This is a genomic window from Roseovarius sp. THAF8 (genome assembly GCF_009363735.1).
Classification (GTDB): domain Bacteria; phylum Pseudomonadota; class Alphaproteobacteria; order Rhodobacterales; family Rhodobacteraceae; genus Roseovarius.
The window spans coordinates 12,530-28,304 of record NZ_CP045414.1 but is presented as its reverse complement, the minus strand read 5'-3'; the positions used below and the strand labels follow the sequence as shown (position 1 = coordinate 28,304).

At 50.4% G+C, this 15,775-nt stretch carries 13 protein-coding genes; 4 read left to right on the top strand and 9 right to left on the bottom strand.

Translation table 11 applies throughout. From position 1 onward, the window contains the following. Positions 1 to 78: 78 nt before the first annotated feature. The 3 genes from FIU85_RS21685 to FIU85_RS21675 form a co-directional block, all read right to left on the bottom strand. Positions 79 to 1,059: a tripartite tricarboxylate transporter substrate binding protein gene (locus FIU85_RS21685; RefSeq protein ID WP_152498480.1), complete on the bottom strand. Its 981-nt coding sequence runs from the start codon at positions 1,057 to 1,059 to the stop codon at positions 79 to 81. A 259-nt stretch (positions 1,060 to 1,318) separates the two neighbouring features. Beyond that, positions 1,319 to 2,536: a CaiB/BaiF CoA-transferase family protein gene (locus tag FIU85_RS21680; RefSeq protein ID WP_152498479.1), complete on the bottom strand. Its 1,218-nt coding sequence runs from the start codon at positions 2,534 to 2,536 to the stop codon at positions 1,319 to 1,321. After that, on the bottom strand, positions 2,533 to 4,140 hold the full coding sequence (locus FIU85_RS21675) for an FAD-binding oxidoreductase (protein ID WP_172978972.1): 1,608 nt from the start codon (positions 4,138 to 4,140) through the stop codon (positions 2,533 to 2,535). The genes FIU85_RS21680 and FIU85_RS21675 overlap by 4 nt, the downstream gene beginning before the upstream one ends. 143 nt (positions 4,141 to 4,283) lie before the next feature. On the opposite strand from FIU85_RS21675, the gene FIU85_RS21670 reads away from it, so the two are divergent. Next, the gene (locus tag FIU85_RS21670) at positions 4,284 to 5,180 is read left to right on the top strand and encodes a LysR substrate-binding domain-containing protein (RefSeq protein ID WP_152498478.1); all 897 of its coding nucleotides are present in this window, start codon (positions 4,284 to 4,286) and stop codon (positions 5,178 to 5,180) included. A gap of 136 nt (positions 5,181 to 5,316) precedes the next feature. On the opposite strand, the gene FIU85_RS21665 is transcribed toward FIU85_RS21670, so the two are convergent. Further along, positions 5,317 to 5,886: a gamma carbonic anhydrase family protein gene (locus FIU85_RS21665; protein ID WP_152498477.1), complete on the bottom strand. Its 570-nt coding sequence runs from the start codon at positions 5,884 to 5,886 to the stop codon at positions 5,317 to 5,319. Between the two features lie 246 nt (positions 5,887 to 6,132). Between FIU85_RS21665 and FIU85_RS21660 the strand changes: the two genes are divergently transcribed. Then, complete coding sequence (locus FIU85_RS21660; RefSeq protein ID WP_152498476.1) at positions 6,133 to 6,960, top strand: hypothetical protein; 828 nt, start codon at positions 6,133 to 6,135, stop codon at positions 6,958 to 6,960. 104 nt (positions 6,961 to 7,064) lie between these two features. Here FIU85_RS21660 and FIU85_RS21655 read toward each other — a convergent pair whose 3' ends face one another. Next, on the bottom strand, positions 7,065 to 10,655 hold the full coding sequence (locus FIU85_RS21655; protein WP_152498475.1) for an ATP-binding protein: 3,591 nt from the start codon (positions 10,653 to 10,655) through the stop codon (positions 7,065 to 7,067). On the opposite strand from FIU85_RS21655, the gene FIU85_RS21650 reads away from it, so the two are divergent. After that, the gene (locus tag FIU85_RS21650) at positions 10,636 to 11,163 is read left to right on the top strand and encodes a hypothetical protein (RefSeq protein WP_172978971.1); all 528 of its coding nucleotides are present in this window, start codon (positions 10,636 to 10,638) and stop codon (positions 11,161 to 11,163) included. The genes FIU85_RS21655 and FIU85_RS21650 overlap by 20 nt on opposite strands. Positions 11,164 to 11,237: 74 nt before the next feature. On the opposite strand, the gene FIU85_RS21645 is transcribed toward FIU85_RS21650, so the two are convergent. After that, complete coding sequence (locus tag FIU85_RS21645) at positions 11,238 to 11,564, bottom strand: nucleotidyltransferase domain-containing protein (protein WP_152498473.1); 327 nt, start codon at positions 11,562 to 11,564, stop codon at positions 11,238 to 11,240. Between the two features lie 60 nt (positions 11,565 to 11,624). Here FIU85_RS21645 and FIU85_RS21640 point away from each other — a divergent pair, with 60 nt between their 5' ends. Continuing rightward, a complete protein-coding gene (locus tag FIU85_RS21640; protein ID WP_152498472.1) occupies positions 11,625 to 11,951 on the top strand; it encodes a helix-turn-helix transcriptional regulator in 327 nt (108 codons plus the stop codon). Positions 11,952 to 12,650: 699 nt separating this feature from the next. On the opposite strand, the gene FIU85_RS21635 is transcribed toward FIU85_RS21640, so the two are convergent. The 3 genes from FIU85_RS21635 to FIU85_RS21625 all read right to left on the bottom strand — a co-directional run bounded on the left by FIU85_RS21635 (position 12,651) and on the right by FIU85_RS21625 (position 15,730). Continuing rightward, entirely contained in the window at positions 12,651 to 13,064 is a 414-nt protein-coding gene (locus tag FIU85_RS21635) for a hypothetical protein (protein WP_152498471.1), read from the bottom strand. Continuing rightward, positions 13,065 to 13,751, bottom strand: a complete 687-nt coding sequence (locus FIU85_RS21630; protein WP_152498470.1) for a ParA family protein — start codon at positions 13,749 to 13,751, stop codon at positions 13,065 to 13,067. Positions 13,752 to 14,812: 1,061 nt separating this feature from the next. Then, positions 14,813 to 15,730 (bottom strand): MobA/MobL family protein, encoded by a 918-nt coding sequence (locus FIU85_RS21625; protein WP_172978970.1) that lies wholly within the window; start codon positions 15,728 to 15,730, stop codon positions 14,813 to 14,815. Positions 15,731 to 15,775 lie beyond the last annotated feature (45 nt).

Here is a 15,775-nt window from a genome sequence, read left to right as displayed (position 1 = left end):
TATTACGGGCAACGGTGTTACCGCCGCCCGCCTCCAATTTTGAAAATTGGGGTGAGTTTCTGACATTGAGGAATGCCGCTATTCGAGGATACCACGTTCAGTCAGATCTTCGAGAATTTCGAAAACCTGAGCCTGAAAGCTAGTAGCGAATTCCGTAACCTCATCACTCCCCATCCAAGTGGCCGTCACACCGACCTTTGTCGCCCAATCCTGAAACTCGTCGCTGTCCCAAGCGGTCTTGATCGCCTCTTCCAGAACCCGTTTCGCCGCATCAGGCGTTCCGGCCGGAGTAGCAAACAACAAGAAGCTCCCCGTCTGAAGGTTCAGCCCTACCTCTTCGCTTGTAGGTACATCAGGAAACCCCGGATTTTCGGTCGCGCTGAACTCGACAAGTCCACGCGCGTCCCCGGATGCCAGCAAGGGTGCAAAATCCCCAAGACTGGTGACCGCCGCGTCGACCTCGCCGGATAGGACGCCTTCTTTCTGACCTGCGCTACCGTCGGGAAATGAAACCACGCGAAATCTAGTATTGGTCATTTCCTGAAGCTGCAAAAGTGTCAGATGTGTCATGGACCCTAGGCCCATAATGCCGACGTTGATTTCTCCTTCCGCTTCCTTTGCCGCTGCAACAAGTTCGTCGAAGGAAGTATAATCTGTATCGCTACCAACGATCATCGCATTAGGTTCGGTGGTGACCAAAGCTATCATATCAAGCTTGTCGAGACTGTAGCCGGGTAGAATTTTTTCCCATGGCACAGTCACGATGCTATCGTAGGTTAAAGCACCAATGGTGTAACCGTCAGCAGACGAGTTCATGAGTCGATTTATTCCGATAGAGGTGACGCCCCCATCCAGATTCTCGACAAAGATGGACACTGGCAGATCACGTTCAGCGATGCTCATGATTTTCCGAACAACACCGTCGGCACCGCCCCCCGCTCCCCAGGGCACAATAGCTTGAATGGCGCGTTCTGGGTATTCTGCAACAGCTCCAGTGGCAGTTGCTAAAGTAAAAGCACTCACCATGAATGCCGCACTCAGCTTCAACTTCGACCTCATCAGTCTTCCTCCCTTTTGGCTAGCAACATACTAGCTCTCTCTCTTCGACCATTTCCGTGGCAAGCACCTGCGTAGACTTCACCGAATTGCGTTGAAAACTTTCGTCAACCGATCACAAAGCGTTCCACAGGGACAAAAGAACTTCGCGTGACATTGAATCATTTGCCAATCTTAGTTACTTTCCCGACCCTCCTGTTTGGGTTAGCCGCCCCCTCGGCGTGTCTTTCCAGAAGTTTCAGGTAGAGTAAGATTGCCGCATTTATATCGCCCCATTCTCCCGTAGCTTTGCAATTTTAGTGGGCTCATACTCGAGCATCTCGGATAAGATTTCATTAGTGTGCTCGCCCAACATAGGAGGTGGCAGACGAACATCGAGTTCGTGACCCTCCATCCGAATGGGGGTACGCATTATCTTGGCCTTCACATCTGGTGCGGCGCTATGTTCGACCTCTTGAACGATGCCGCGTGCCTGAATGTGAGGATCATCAAAAACTTGGGCAAGGGTGTTGATCGGCCCGCAAGGTATTCCAGCCGTTTGCAGATCGGCCAGCCACTTGGACGAAGAACGCTTAGTAAACTCTGAGCGGATTTCGATTAGTATCGCATTGCGATTGACAAGTCGTTGGGTGTTTGTTGCTGACCTTGAAATGTCCACCAGATCAGGTCGCTCGATAGCCTGACAAAGGCGCTCAAACTGATTGTCGTTTCCGACGGCAAGGTTGATGTGTCCATCAGCTGTCGCAAACGTTTCATACGGAACGATGTTGGGATGCGCATTGCCCAACCGTTGTGGCTCCGTACCCCCGATCAAGTAGTTTGAGGCCTGATTGTACAACCATCCGACCTGACAATCGAGCAGCGATATATCGATGTGCCGCCCGGAACCTGTTTGATCACGCTCCCTCAGAGCCGCTAAGATAGAAACTGTCGCATACATTCCCGCCATGATGTCGGAAATCGGCACCCCCACCTTCATCGGCATCCCTTCAGTCTCGCCGGTGATGCTCATTAGCCCGCCCATACCCTGAACGACGAAGTCGTAGCCGGGCCGTGTGGCATAAGGTCCTGACTGCCCGAACCCTGTGATGGAGCAATAGACAATATTTGGGTTGCGGGCGTGGACCGTATCCCAGTCCAAGCCGCGGCGCTTAAGATCACCTACCTTAAAATTCTCGATCAGAACGTCGCTCTTGTCGATGAGGTCATTAATGATCTCGAGACCATCCTGAGAAGAAATGTCGATGGTCAGGGACCGCTTGTTGCGATTGGTCGACATGAAATAGGCGCTTTCGAGCGTGTCGTTACCGTCACGATCTTTTAGAAAGGGCGGGCCCCAGCCGCGAGTATCATCACCCTTATCCGGTCTTTCGATTTTGATGACATCAGCTCCCAGATCTCCCAATGTCTGGGCGCAGCTTGGCCCAGCAAGAATGCGCGACAGATCGAGGACCCGCAAACCTTCAAGTGGCGAATTCATCTAATCCCCACCTGTTCAGAAATGATCACACCAGGGTTCATGATCGACTTGGGATCAAACGCTTGTTTTGCCGCCGAGAATGCTGCGCCAATCGGTGCAGGACGCTGTTCTTCGTACCATGGCATGTGCAGTCTACCGACAGCGTGGTGGTGTGTTATCGTTCCCCCCGCCTTCATCACGGCATCATAGGCTGCAATCTTGATCTCCATGCATTGCTCACCCATCCGTTCGCGATCCGGCAGGCAATGGAAGGTGAAATACGGTGCGGGACCATTGGGGTAGACATGAGTAAAGCGACAGGTAACAGTGCCTGCCCGGCCGGTCACACGCTTGATCGCTGCATTCACTGTTTCGATGACCGTGCTATGCAGCTCTTTGAAATCTTTCCAGCACACAGCCGTTTCGAAGGTCTCACGACATATACCGCGTGCGGTCATGTGCTCGCGATAGTATGGCCCTCGAATAAAGGCGTTACGCCATTGACCAGCTACGCTGTTGCGTCCCTGTTCTGTCTCATCTATTGGCGTGCCTCCGAACTCGCGGCACAAGTCAACTGTTAGATCCATGATTTGATCGACGGGGTAATGTGAGCTTTCATATCCAAGAACCAGAATTGGACGGCTTCCATCAAATGATCCGGTCAGCTTAGCTTCAAGCGCATCGATCAGCCGGCAGTTATCTGGGTAAAGCCCAGATTGCGAGATCGCACGTACCGCTTCAACGCCTTGATCATACTCGGCAAAAGTCACTGTCTTGGTCGCCTTGTGCTTGACCCGGGAAAGAACCCTAATCCAAGCTTCGGTGATAATGCCCACTGACCCTTCAGTACCCATCACGTATCGGTCGGGCGACGGACCCGCACCAGAAGCAGGCAAGCGGCGGCTTTCGCTAATTCCACTTGGCGATACCATCCGAATGTTCTCGACGTAGTCATCAATATAAGTGCCGTGTGTCGCGTAGTGCCCGGCAGCCCGCGTCGCGATCCAGCCACCAAGCGTCGAAAGCTCAAAACTTTGAGGATAATGCCGCAGTGTAGCGTTGTGATCTTTCAACTGTGTTTCCAGATCGGGCCCATACACCCCGGCCTGCACACGCGCCGAACGGGACACTGGGTCGAATTCCAAAACTTTATTTAGATACCACATGTCGATGGTCACGACACCGGCATAGCTTCCCTCAATTTCAGGGTTCACTCCGCCGACTACACTCGACCCACCGCCAAATGGAATAACCGCAGCACCAATGTCACCCGCCCAGTCAATGATTGCACGGACGTCATCTTCAGTGCGCGGATAAGCAACCACGTCGGGGGCGTTTCTAAAATCACCACGGAACATCTTAGCGCTGTCCAGGAATGATCGGCCATAGCTGTGCAAGGCGCGCTCATACCGATCAGTGCGACAAATATCCTTAATTGCCTCCGGGAAAACGTTTATTCTGCTTTCAGGCATGTCGATGCTGTCAAGGGTTGGTGCAGCCATTACATCGAAAGAGTCGACGCCAAAGGTGCGATGCCAAGTATCTAGAACCGGGGCCATCTCTTCGGCCGTTGCGCTCTGATCCTCAAAGCCCCATGCATAAAATTTTCTACGTCTCTCGCTCACAACAAGCCTCCTCAGCAAATTTGCGCTAACGAACAATCATCCATTAGTTATTCGTTGTGCGCTGAATGTCCGAAAACAACCATTGACTTACAACATACTTAATCTTAGCAATTAGTTGAGTTTTTGTTACCTGAAGGCTGCGTATGGATCCGGGACTCCCACCGCTTAATGGGCTGCGAACCTTCGTTAAGGTGGGACGCATAGGCAGCTTTGCTAAAGCTGCTAATGAACTGAGTGTGACGCCAGCGGCTGTCAGTCGCTCCATACATTCTTTGGAAGCTTATCTGGGCTGCAAATTATTCCACCGCATGCACCGGCATATTTCTCTGACTCGCGAAGGGCAGATCTATTTTGACAACCTTAACGATATCTTTGACCGAATAAGGTTAGCTACGCTGGACCTAAATCAGCAACGCACTGATCGCCCGCTTATAATAAGCGCTTATCCTAGTTTTATTGTCAGCTGGCTTGTCCCGCGTTGGTCGCACTACGTACAATCGCATCCTGACGCTCAGCTTCGGATTGTCACAACACTCAGCCATGACATCCCATTTGAAGAAAAAGGCATTGATCTGGCGATCCTTTCGGGCCGCGCGGGTGATCCTCGTTATATTTCGACACGGCTGCTGGACACGACCCTGGTTCCAGTGTGCCGTCCAGATTACCTTCCACCTGAGACATTGCTCGGTGACACTGAAGACTGGCAAGACGCATTACTGCATTGCGACACTAGACCCAACGATTGGGATCAATGGTCAGAGGCAAATGGTGTGCCATTAGACACGTCGCGTGGCCAATGGTTTGAAAATGCATCAATGATGTATGAAGCCGCGATGAGCGGGCTGGGTATCGCAATTGGAATTGAAGAGCTGTTAAGCCGCGAATTCGCATCAAACCGACTCGCAGTCGCATTTCGTGACAACGTTGAGATCGTCTGCCCATTTTATGTCATCCGCCCCAAAAAGACGGAAGGTCATCCGTTTTTTCGGACCTTCTTGGATTGGTTACAAGACGAGGTAAGAAAAAGCTCTAAAACATAGTGATCAGCGGCAAATTCATCCGTAAATATAGGTAATCCGCATCCAGCCACTACTTTTGGAAAACCTATACTTCCACTGCTTAGCAGCAAAAATTCGTTCCTGGATCTTTTTTGCGGAATTCAGTCTGGTACAAATTTCAAAGGTCTTTCGAAGTGGTAATTCCTACGGGCAAAGCGGCACGTTCGAGTCCTTTGGCAAATCGTCTCCAGCGGAGCTGATAAAGCTCTGCGGATTTTGTTAACTCAGCCACGCCTGCAGCGTCGATACTACGCACTGCACGGGCTGGGCTTCCGACCACTAGTGTATTGTCGGGAATTTCCTTGCCCTCGGTGACCAGCGCACCCGCGCCAATCAAACAGTTTTTGCCTATCTTGGCTCCATTTAGAATAGTGGCCCCCATACCGATCAAAGTGTTATCACCAATGCAACAGCCGTGGATCATCGCACGATGGCCAATCGTGCAGTTTGCCCCGATGTGTATGGGAAACCCGGGGTCAACATGCAGCACGCTGTTATCTTGAATATTTGACCCTACTCCTAAATATATAGTATCATCATCAGCTCGAAGCACCGCTCCAAACCAAACGCTAGCGTCAAAATCAATCTGCACGTCTCCAATCAAAACTGCAGTTGGCGCAACAAAAGCTTCTCCTTCAGTGGGTCCACGAGGTCCGACGTCTTCCAAAGCGAAGAGATGTGTAGTCACGGGTATTGCTCCTTAGCTGAACGGCATCACAACACTCTGTGCTGAATCTTATCAGAGAATGCCAGCTGCATATTGAGTAACTCCAGTCTGGATATTGGCCGCTTTAAAATTGTTAATTTCAAGTTGTCAATCGTTTTACAATTCACGCCAGCGACAAGCGTTAAGTCAGGTTCAACGGAGGCTTAAGCTAACTCCGATTGGTCTGATACAGTTATCGGTACTATTGCTGGTTTAGGGAGAGCGTTAATGAATGAGAATAACGACGACCGAACGACCTGGGAACGTCACGAGCTTTTGCAGTGGAGTAACCATCGTGACTGGTCACGCGATTTCTTGAATGAGTTCGCAAAGAATGTTCCGCTCTCTCGACTAAAGGAAATTATCGACGAACGGTTCGAGAGGCTTGGCAAACAGGTCCGTTATCATAGCGAAGTGGATCGCCAAGCCTGCTACGACGACTTGGTAGCCTATTTTGAGTACGAGGAGATCAGGGATTACTTCCCAATTCCGTTCCCCCTGCCCCGTCGCCTGGCGGCCATCCTTAAGTCTCTCGATGGTGACTTCCTAGCCGAGAACAGTTGTTACCTGGGCGGCGAAGCAGCAGTCTACATGCAGCATGGTAACTATGTGGACTCAGATCACTTGGTTTTCTATTGCGGATCCAGAAACGGATTCCGTGAGGTACTCACGGGGCTTTTGGGAGACGCCCCCTACCCGGTCTTTAAGGGCGACCTGAAAGTGATCCGGGAGCCTAAGGCCGGTATGCACGACGTCAGTCTAGCTCTGGGCGATCCGAACCAGCAAATTACCTTGGAATTCCGGCGCGAAGATCGGATCGAGATCTCGGGGGAACGTGACATGGAATTCGGGCTCCCGGTCCTCTGCGTCGAAGATCTCTATTCTGAGAAGCTGTTGGAGGCGCTCGAAGCCCACCGGCCAGGTGAGCGAACCAATGTAGACAAGAAATTGGACGTGATGATAGGGGACTGGGGCCCGATCCCTGAGGCCGCTATGGACAAGGCCAAGTCAGTCTACGGCGATCTGATCGACGAAATCATGAAATCCTCTGGCTAGCACTGATGACAGTAGGGCAGAGTCGCAGCATGCGACAAAATCATTGGGTTTCGGTCCTTTGGTGCTGGCGCAAGCTTCCCGGCCAAAAGGGCAACAAGCGGAACTTAAGCACCTTCGCGAGGGCGTCTGAAGGTGTTAATTCGAATTTCATCCAGAATTGTGGTGCTCCAAGAGGATATTACGCCACGGTGTTGCAACCAGTCAGCAAGAATTTTGTTTTGCTCGGTGTTCTTCAATTTCGGATACACCCAATAGCCCGCAATTGATGCATATGGGGTTGGTAATCCGGCCAGGATCTGCCTTATTTGATCCTCGCTCATTTTTTGATGGCATTTATTCAAAAGAGAGATCTGGCGTTCTGTGGGGCTGCTGTTCTGGACAATTGCATAAAGGTAGCTGAAGTCAAAATCTGTAAGGTCAACTTCGGACCGATCCAGTATCGGACCCACCGAGGCAGCCAATTCTGCGTCCGCTGCAACGCTAGAGCTGTTAAGATCAAGTACTATGGCAAGCTTTTGATCATCGGTCAGGCGCGCGTCTAGTAACGACTTCAGGGTACGCTCTTCGACTGCGAAGCTGTCCTTGTCTCTTAGATATTCGGTGATCCGACTTACGAGCAAGGCGGCCAAAGTCTGGTCATTTTCTGCCGCCGTGCTTACGCTGTTTGCATTGAGCGCGATAACACCTGACGCCGCTAAAATCTGACGGCGTTCTAGGTTCACATCATTCGGGAAGTCTTTGAAGCTGGTGGGCACTATCTCAAGATATGCTTTCAACTCAGCATCGGAGAGACCTTCATTCCTTACAATGAAGCAGCTAATGGCTAAACTCTCATCGCTGCGGCTGTATTTATCGGCAAGGAGCGCTTTGGAGTTGGCATTGTCCTGTAGAAACGCCGTTAACACTTCGCCGTTGTAACCTTTGATACCCACATAGCGGATTACGTTGCTCCACTTCGGCTTTATGAGGTTGTATTCGAAAAGAAGTGAAAAGAATCTTTCGGGCACGTCTTCCAGGTCTTCGAAGACTGCAACTTGCTTGATGACGAAGGCGGCCAGGCTTTCGTCCGCAACGTCGCTGTGGTTAAGGGCGACCCGAATGGCGTCAAGATCTTCTTCTGTGTTGTTTTCAAGCGGCAACAGCACGTCGTCTAGGTACGTTTGAAAATTGCTCCAGATATGCTGACTCAGATACTCCGGCGAGTATGAGCGGATCGTTGAGAAATTCCGCGTTTCGAGAGGTTCCAGAGCTTGTGCCTGCCAACTCGCCTGCATGACTCGATGGATGTTTTCGAATGTGATGCTATACAGAGAGTTCTCGATTACATAATTTGACGCCGCTGTATGTTGAGCAATCTCTTTTAGGCTAAGCACTTCAACGCCAAGGGCTTTCAATTTTCCCAGCTCAAAATCGAGTCCTGTATTCAATACATCGACTAGTCGATCACTTAAATATTCTCGCAGGGCGCGGTTTTGAGCGCATTTCTCCTTGAACGAGGTTGCAGGGAGAGAGCTCAGTAGAAGAGCCACATGGTTGGGCGCATTTCTCGTTTCCACAGCCGCTTCCACGAAACCAGCCCACCCGCCGGACAGAGCCTTCACTAACGCATGAACATTCTTACCGCTTGTATAGTAGCTCTCCAGAAAGTCCTGAGCAGTCGTAAAATTCTCTGCAATGTATTGCATTGCATGATCAATACGCGCCTTATGCTTCGTTGAGTTTTCCAGCAGGTGATCCATCAGGTGACGGTTGAGCACGTAGCTTCTTTGAAAGTCCTCGCCCCGCATCTCAACGATGACCTCTTCAGGGTTGTCGATATGGAAGTCTGGATCAGGGTTCTTAAAGCCTCGAATTTGCTTGAGGAAATTATTGTCAGCCGGGGAAAGTCGGCCAGAGTGAAAAAGAGAGATGTATTGATAGTAGGTATCGTCGAGAAAACCTTCGAAGAGTAGGTACTCCATCAAGTTTCTATTCTCACCAAGCTCTGCGAGATCACTCTCCAGTGTTATCGCGTTAGCTTGCATCACATCGCTGAATCTCAAGCGTCGTAGAGACGAAATTTGATCCTTTAGGTCTTTCACTTTCTTGGCAGCATCAGCCTTGCCTTCGGATGAACGTCTCTCGATAAGTTCTTTTCGCTCAGAATAGCTCAGATTTGGATCGACCTCAGATTGGACACTAGAGAGATCCAATGCCCGGTTCACGTTTGGCCCCCGCTGCTGGAGGTTTGTCGAGGATAAGATTTCTTCAAACAGCTCATGATCCGTGAGCTGACTGATATGAACGGCAGCATTTCTTATGCGTATGCTGGAGCAGTTGTTGTCCAATCGCTCCACGATTGCCATCGCATAGGTTCGGCGCAACTCCTTAAGATTGCGTGGATGCTGTGCCTCGGCGTCAGCGAGACCTTCATTGATTGTTCGGATGGCATCCCTTTTCTCAGTTTCAACAACGGCAATGCATTCTTCGTAGCGCTGAAGGATCGTGGCGATCTTACCCTTCTGTTGATGAAGTAATTCAAAATCATCAGGCATGATGTTCTTGTAGATGAGGATTGCTAAGAGCTTGTTCGGATCAAGAACGTCCTGTTCATCTTGCTTAAGGTTGTCGGTGTAGGTTGCGTATTCATTAAAGATGTTTTTGATAAGCCTGAGATCGTCGAGATACCGTGAAACCTCACGCAGAAAACGGGGATTTAAACTCTCCTCGAGCTGCAATCGTTGACCTTCTTCGAGAACCTTATCAATTGAATTCGATGTGTTAATGATTGGGACAACAGGTATAATGAACTCGAAAAACTTCGTGCGATCTTTGTTGGCGAACATGTCGTCGCGAAGAGCGTATAGAAACCGTACTTTCTGCGAAACGCCGTTGTTCGCATTGATTAGGCCGTTGATTTCGCGAAGGGTGACAAAGATTTCGGAACGCTCGAAGCGGTCTAGGTCCTCTATAACGACGAGATCATATTGCGTGCACTGGAAAAAATAGATGATCTCGTCCAGGTGCCTATTGAGAATGGATTCCTTGTCTAAAGCATCTGTCGACATCTCGACATCCCTTAGCGAGATACTCTTAACGGAAATGCCGAGACTTTTGACGTAGAGCTGGTGCAACAATCGCCACAAAAACAGTAGGCCGATGCCGAAGGTCGCATAATTGAGCCAGTTCTTTAACTCGAAAGGGTTGAAGAACTCCCTGGATGCGATGTCACTTCGGTTTTGGAATAGATGCCAGACCGAGAAACACCCGAGTAGGACGAGCAACGACATAAGGGGTGCTTGCTTGCTGGGCCTTTGAATTCTCTTGAAACGCGACAACGGAAGCTTGTCGGCATCTGGTCCATAGAGCATCTGCTGGAGGATGCTGCGTTCGATTTCTTGCGGATCAATTGCCAGCTTCTTTCCTTCTGCATCTGGAAGGAAAGAAGCCAAAGAGATCGATAAATAGTTGCCGTCATAACGTTTTAGGAATGTGTTGATGATGCTGCTCTTTCCGGAGCCGTAGGGACCGGTGAGGGCGATATTATAGACTTTGTTGTTGGTCGTTGCGAAAGCCAACGCGTTTGAATAGACGCCCTTCGGATCTGCGTTGCTTGTTGGTGCTAGATCGACATAGCGTGATCTTCCATCTTCTTTTTTTGATGATTTCCTGAAGAGATCGGAGATTAGCTTCTTGATGGTTCTGAAACTCAGCACTGAAATAATCTATGGCTCAAATTGTTGTGGTGGGGGAGAGCATACCATCAACAACTTGCTGCCGAAACCCACATCGAAACGCCTCGATTTTGTCCCCGAAGAAGAGATCGAACGGACTCAACATGACGAGCGCCAGGCCCGTACGGCTCATCCGGTCACCAAACCCGCCCCTCGGCAGACTCAGATCTCGAAGGAAAAGGAGTTTAAAGTCCTCTTCGCCTCTTCGGAAAAAGGTTTTCGTCCGGCCCGGATGCAAGATGACACTGAGGCGACCATCCAGGTTTCCCACCTGCCCGTCGATGATGGCTATCTCGTGGTGATCCTTGAAGACGGCAAGCCTCTTTCTCTCGCGAAGGAATTCACGCTTTGCTTTACGAGGAAACTGATTGGCTCCAAACAGGTTTCTCGGAACTGCTTCATCGACAAGGAAATCGGTAAGGAAGCATTCGAGCAGCTGATAGGAAATGCCATCGCGCAGTTCACCAGCGCCGCAACCGCTGTTGCCTAACGAAAAAACACCCCCGTCTTCATCAGGCGGAGGCTCCCCCTGATCTCAACGCGATAAATCGATGAACAAGGAGCTCACATGAGAATTCTCTCTACGTCCTTTTCTGTCAGATGCTTTGCGAACAGATAATCGGGCTTCACGCCATATTCCCTGAAAACGGCTGAAAATACATCTTCCGTGGACAGGATTTCAGCATCACTTAGATCACCAAAGACCATCACATCGATGTCGGAATGCGCCCGGAAGTCACCGGTCTTCAAGGACCCGAACAGGACATGTTCGATGCCCGCTTCCTTTAGCTTCTGGTGCAGGCTTTCCCAGGCCTTGAGGGCCTTCTCGTGCCTCTCAAAGTCGCGAGCAGACGGCTTTCGCTTTGCAACTATGCGTCCCCAACGTTTCATCGCTTCGGATCTTGCACTTTCAGGGTATCATGATGCATCACAATATAGGTTCGCAACTTCATGCCCAATAGTTTTCGATCAGAACTCCACGAACTGAGACCGGACGTAGAAGAAGCCGCGCACAAGAACCGTGAAAACCGCAGGATAGCCCTGGCGCTGCGGAGCGTTCGCAAAGATAACGGGCTGACACAGCACGACCTGGCGTCGTCTTCTGACCTGACTATGGACGAGATCGAGCGCATAGAAGCGGCCAGTGGAGACCTACCGAAGCTAGAGGATGTGATCCGTTACATGGAGGCCTGTGGTGGGCATCTTGTGCTGGCTGTATCAGGTTCCGAAATCTATGCAGATGCCTTTCCTGACGCCAGGGTGGCACTGGCTGTCTAATAGACGGCAACAAGAAGAAACCCCGCCGGTGCAAGCGACGAGGTTTCAAAAACTACCCATGGGGCAGATAACTAAGGTAAACTGCCATTGGGGCAGGTCAGGAACTCTACGTAAGCCGCCTGTCCGGCGGATCATTCTGAGTTAGCCGCTTATCCAGCGTATCAACAAGAAACATTTAGCTGATCACCGTTAAACTCGGGTTAAAGGATCGGGGACAAAACCATTCCGGTCAGCACAATTGAAGTAACCAGAAAAACCCCTGCGCCGGGAAGGTTCTCTACAAGGAGCGCAATCGAACCCGCAAGCGGGACGATGGCGGACGGAGTATGGATCACTGACCTACTTCTTGCCCAAGCTATCCAAGTAAGACGCCAAGACTCGGGCGACGAAAATGCTTCTCCGTTCACTATCGCCTCCACACCCTCTACTACGGGAACACCAAAGCGACAGTCATATTCCAGTCTGGCCGACAGGATCGCTCAAACGGAGTTGGGTTGGTTCATTCGGAACTTACTTAAATATCACTAAGGTTGGGCGCTTTTCGGCCCACTTTTCCGGCTTTAGATTTTTAGAGGCTTGTTACACTTGCTTTTTTCGATGCCAGTAACAAGCCCCCTGCCCCGCTCCTGCGCTTTCCAGACTACCTCTTCTATTAGGTCTGATAATGCACCCTATCAGACCTAATAGCTTATCGAAGGTTCAATCGTACGAAACCTCGGTTGGCTTCGGCAAACCGTTCTTTTCACACCAAGCATCGATGCACTCCTCAACGATCACGCGCTTTGTCTGGCTGCGCTCGTTACAGAGTCGATTGATGAACTCCAGGTACTCGGGCCCTACCCTCGCACCGAGATGCTCGGAGCCAGCCGTTTTGTTACGCTTGATGTGCGTACGAGTCTTTTCACTGGCCCTCCGCTCATCGTAGCTGGCATATCCCGTCCTCAGGGCGACCTCATCAGTACGCTTGATCATCCTCTCATCAACGTCATCCTTACGACGCGACCGAAGTGGAACCGGAGTGGCTCCCTGCGTCTCCGAGTCTTCGGCCTCCGGTTTTGTTTTGATCGACGATTTGACGCCAAACGGGTTATTTTCTTCTGCTTTTTCGGCCATTTAAGCTGCCTCCTCATTCAGAATTCTTGTCAGCCGCTCCAAGACTGCATCTCGGAACAATGCCGCCTGCATCTGCGCCTTCTCGGTGCCACTGTGCGGGGGCATGGTCCGCAGGTCGCCTCCAAATGTGAACAGCCAGCTGTATGGCACACGCTTCGTGAGATCTGGTTTGATTAGATCGATACCCTGTGCAACCAGCCCCTGCTCTACCCCTTTCGCTTCCTTCGACGCCACATACGACGTCTCATTAAGGACAAAGGAATGATGGACTTTGCGTCCAAGAACCTCTTCCTCTTCACGGATGAGTTCGGTGGTCTCATATCCGATTTCTGAATCGACCTTCTGTGGCTTTGTCGGCGTGATCACCAGGTCGGCCATGGAGATGGCACGCGACATCAGTTGCGATGAAGCACCAGGAAGGTCAACGATAACGATTGTTCCATCTCTATCGAGGTCACGGATCGTCTTAACAATCGTGCTTTTATCTTGTTCTTCAACGAGTTCCAGGCGTTCTGGACGGTTTCCATTCTCATTGCATGCCCGAAAATATCTCGTCGCGGATCTGTTCGGGTCACAATCGATGACCTTTACTTCGTAGCCCGCATGGGCGAACTCCGTTCCGAGAATTAGCGATGCGGTCGTTTTTCCAACCCCACCCTTCGCGGATGTTACTACTAAACATGGCATAATACTGCTCCTCTCGCTCTGCTTATTGTTACCATCGGCCCCGAGTGCTTACATGTGTTAACACCTGCACCTGTGTCACATGTTAACATCTGCGAACTTCTGCCCCACTCGTTACACACATGATATACGTTCCCAAATCCCTTTATAGCAAGGGTTTTTGAAAATATTATTTTTAGGTGCAGCACATGGCTCACTTATTACCTGCTGTTCGCGACTGCGCACACATGTTACCACCTGCATCTACTGCCCCTATCGCTACCCTTGGTCACGGTTATTGCCACTTGGTTCTAACGTTACCATCTGTACCAACCGCTTCCACGTGGTTCTGATGCTACCTGTTGGTGCGATTGGAAACAAGCGCCTCATATGATGCCAGTTGGTTCTAATGGTTACGCCTGGTGCTGTCGTGACCACATGGTTCTGCTGCAACCAGTCGGTTCCACTGGGAGCAATCGCTGTCAGACCCCGAAACCCAGCTTAGGTACCTCGCATCCCTCAAAATGGCATGAAATGCTTGTACGGCAACTTTTTCCGGCAAAACGACAGATAGACTGAAAACTAGAGAAAAGATTGCGTGTTCAAACGCCTACAACCATGAATTAAGGTGCTGGTTGAACTAAAAGGGCAGGGGACTTTTACACAAGGTTCTGAATATTAAAATATTCACTTCTAATATTATATTTTACGAACGACAGTACATCCTCGTGAGATGGTTCTAATATCTGGATTACGTCATTTTCTTAACGAGGCAAGGTTCCACAATATAGGTTATGAAGGGAGAAGGTATTTTGGACGAAATAAAGAATACGCATAATGAAGAACATGTAGACTTCGTTCAAAAATACCTACCAAGGGCCGTCCAGGTCTGAAGAGGGCTACTTCGAAAGTTCGGCAATGTCCTTTTGTTATTTGCCACCTACGGGTTTATCCCAAGCCAGTGAGGTTCGCCTATTCCTCAAGCACCAGCGTCTCGATTTCCCTCTCCAAGGCATGTAGCGCAGTATTCGCCTTATCCCAAAGCTACTGGCGGACCGTTCCGTGTAGGAATCGAAAACTCTTCCTCATTTGCGTCGAGCCTTTTCGGAGGGTGCGATAGGATCAAAGTCGGTCCCAGTTTCTTCCTCAGCTTCCGGGGCAGGGGTCTCTTGGCTCGCTACCTTTACCCGCTCGAGAGCGGCTTCAAGCCGCCTCTCAAGCTCATTCAGTTCGAAAATGTTGGCTTTCTGCTCCCGATAATCTAGCAAGAATTCTTGGGCATCCTTGGAAACAAAAAAGCCTTCCTCGTTCGGATCGCCACCGCGTTTTCTGCACTCGATGCGGGCATCGCGGACCCTTTTGATCTCATGAAGAACAGACGGGCGGGCACGCGGTAGAACTTTTAGCCGGTCTTCTTTCTTCTCATGGGAAACGCGAAGATCGATCCCGTTCTTGTCGAAGAAGTCATTCATCTTCTCCGCCATGGTACGCCTGAAGAAATGGCCATCCTCGGACCTCATGGTCTGATTAAATCCGAGGTCCTTCTTGTCGGCAAAACCGATCTCGCTCACATGCCGCATGGTCACCAATGCATGAAAGTGAGGGTTCTTTTCTGCCCGGTTTTTGCCGTCCGCCTCATGGATCATGTACTCGACCGCAAAGCCGCGCTCGATAAAGAATTCCATCAACTCCTCGGTGAACTCCTTCCACTTCTCACGAGGGACTTCATCAGGAATAGAGATCTCGAAGGCACGGGCCAGTTGCGCATCACATCTCTTTTCCGCTTGTTCGGCGGTCTTCCACAATACTTCAGGATTCCGATAGTAGCCCTTTGCGCCTGGTGGCAGGAGAACTCCGCCACCTACCAGATCTTCTGCTTTCTTTGACCAGTCTTTGGAACCGTCAGGCATAGAAGTTCGACGCTGATAAGCCGACTTCTCAAGAGCTGATTGGCCCTTGGAGCGTTGAATAACACCCATTTGAACGCGGTAAAGTCCAGCCATAACCGGGGCTCCCATTTAAATAATAAGACAGTTTATTTAATAGGT

Coding starts and splice junctions, on each gene's coding strand:
- FIU85_RS21640 (WP_152498472.1), top strand. CDS start 11,625: ATGCCCAATAGTTTTCGATCAGAACTCCACGAACTGAGACCGGACGTA.
- FIU85_RS21685 (WP_152498480.1), bottom strand. CDS start 1,059: ATGAGGTCGAAGTTGAAGCTGAGTGCGGCATTCATGGTGAGTGCTTTT.
- FIU85_RS21660 (WP_152498476.1), top strand. CDS start 6,133: ATGAATGAGAATAACGACGACCGAACGACCTGGGAACGTCACGAGCTT.
- FIU85_RS21635 (WP_152498471.1), bottom strand. CDS start 13,064: ATGGCCGAAAAAGCAGAAGAAAATAACCCGTTTGGCGTCAAATCGTCG.
- FIU85_RS21650 (WP_172978971.1), top strand. CDS start 10,636: ATGGTTCTGAAACTCAGCACTGAAATAATCTATGGCTCAAATTGTTGT.
- FIU85_RS21625 (WP_172978970.1), bottom strand. CDS start 15,730: ATGGCTGGACTTTACCGCGTTCAAATGGGTGTTATTCAACGCTCCAAG.
- FIU85_RS21680 (WP_152498479.1), bottom strand. CDS start 2,536: ATGAATTCGCCACTTGAAGGTTTGCGGGTCCTCGATCTGTCGCGCATT.
- FIU85_RS21670 (WP_152498478.1), top strand. CDS start 4,284: ATGGATCCGGGACTCCCACCGCTTAATGGGCTGCGAACCTTCGTTAAG.
- FIU85_RS21645 (WP_152498473.1), bottom strand. CDS start 11,564: ATGAAACGTTGGGGACGCATAGTTGCAAAGCGAAAGCCGTCTGCTCGC.
- FIU85_RS21630 (WP_152498470.1), bottom strand. CDS start 13,751: ATGCCATGTTTAGTAGTAACATCCGCGAAGGGTGGGGTTGGAAAAACG.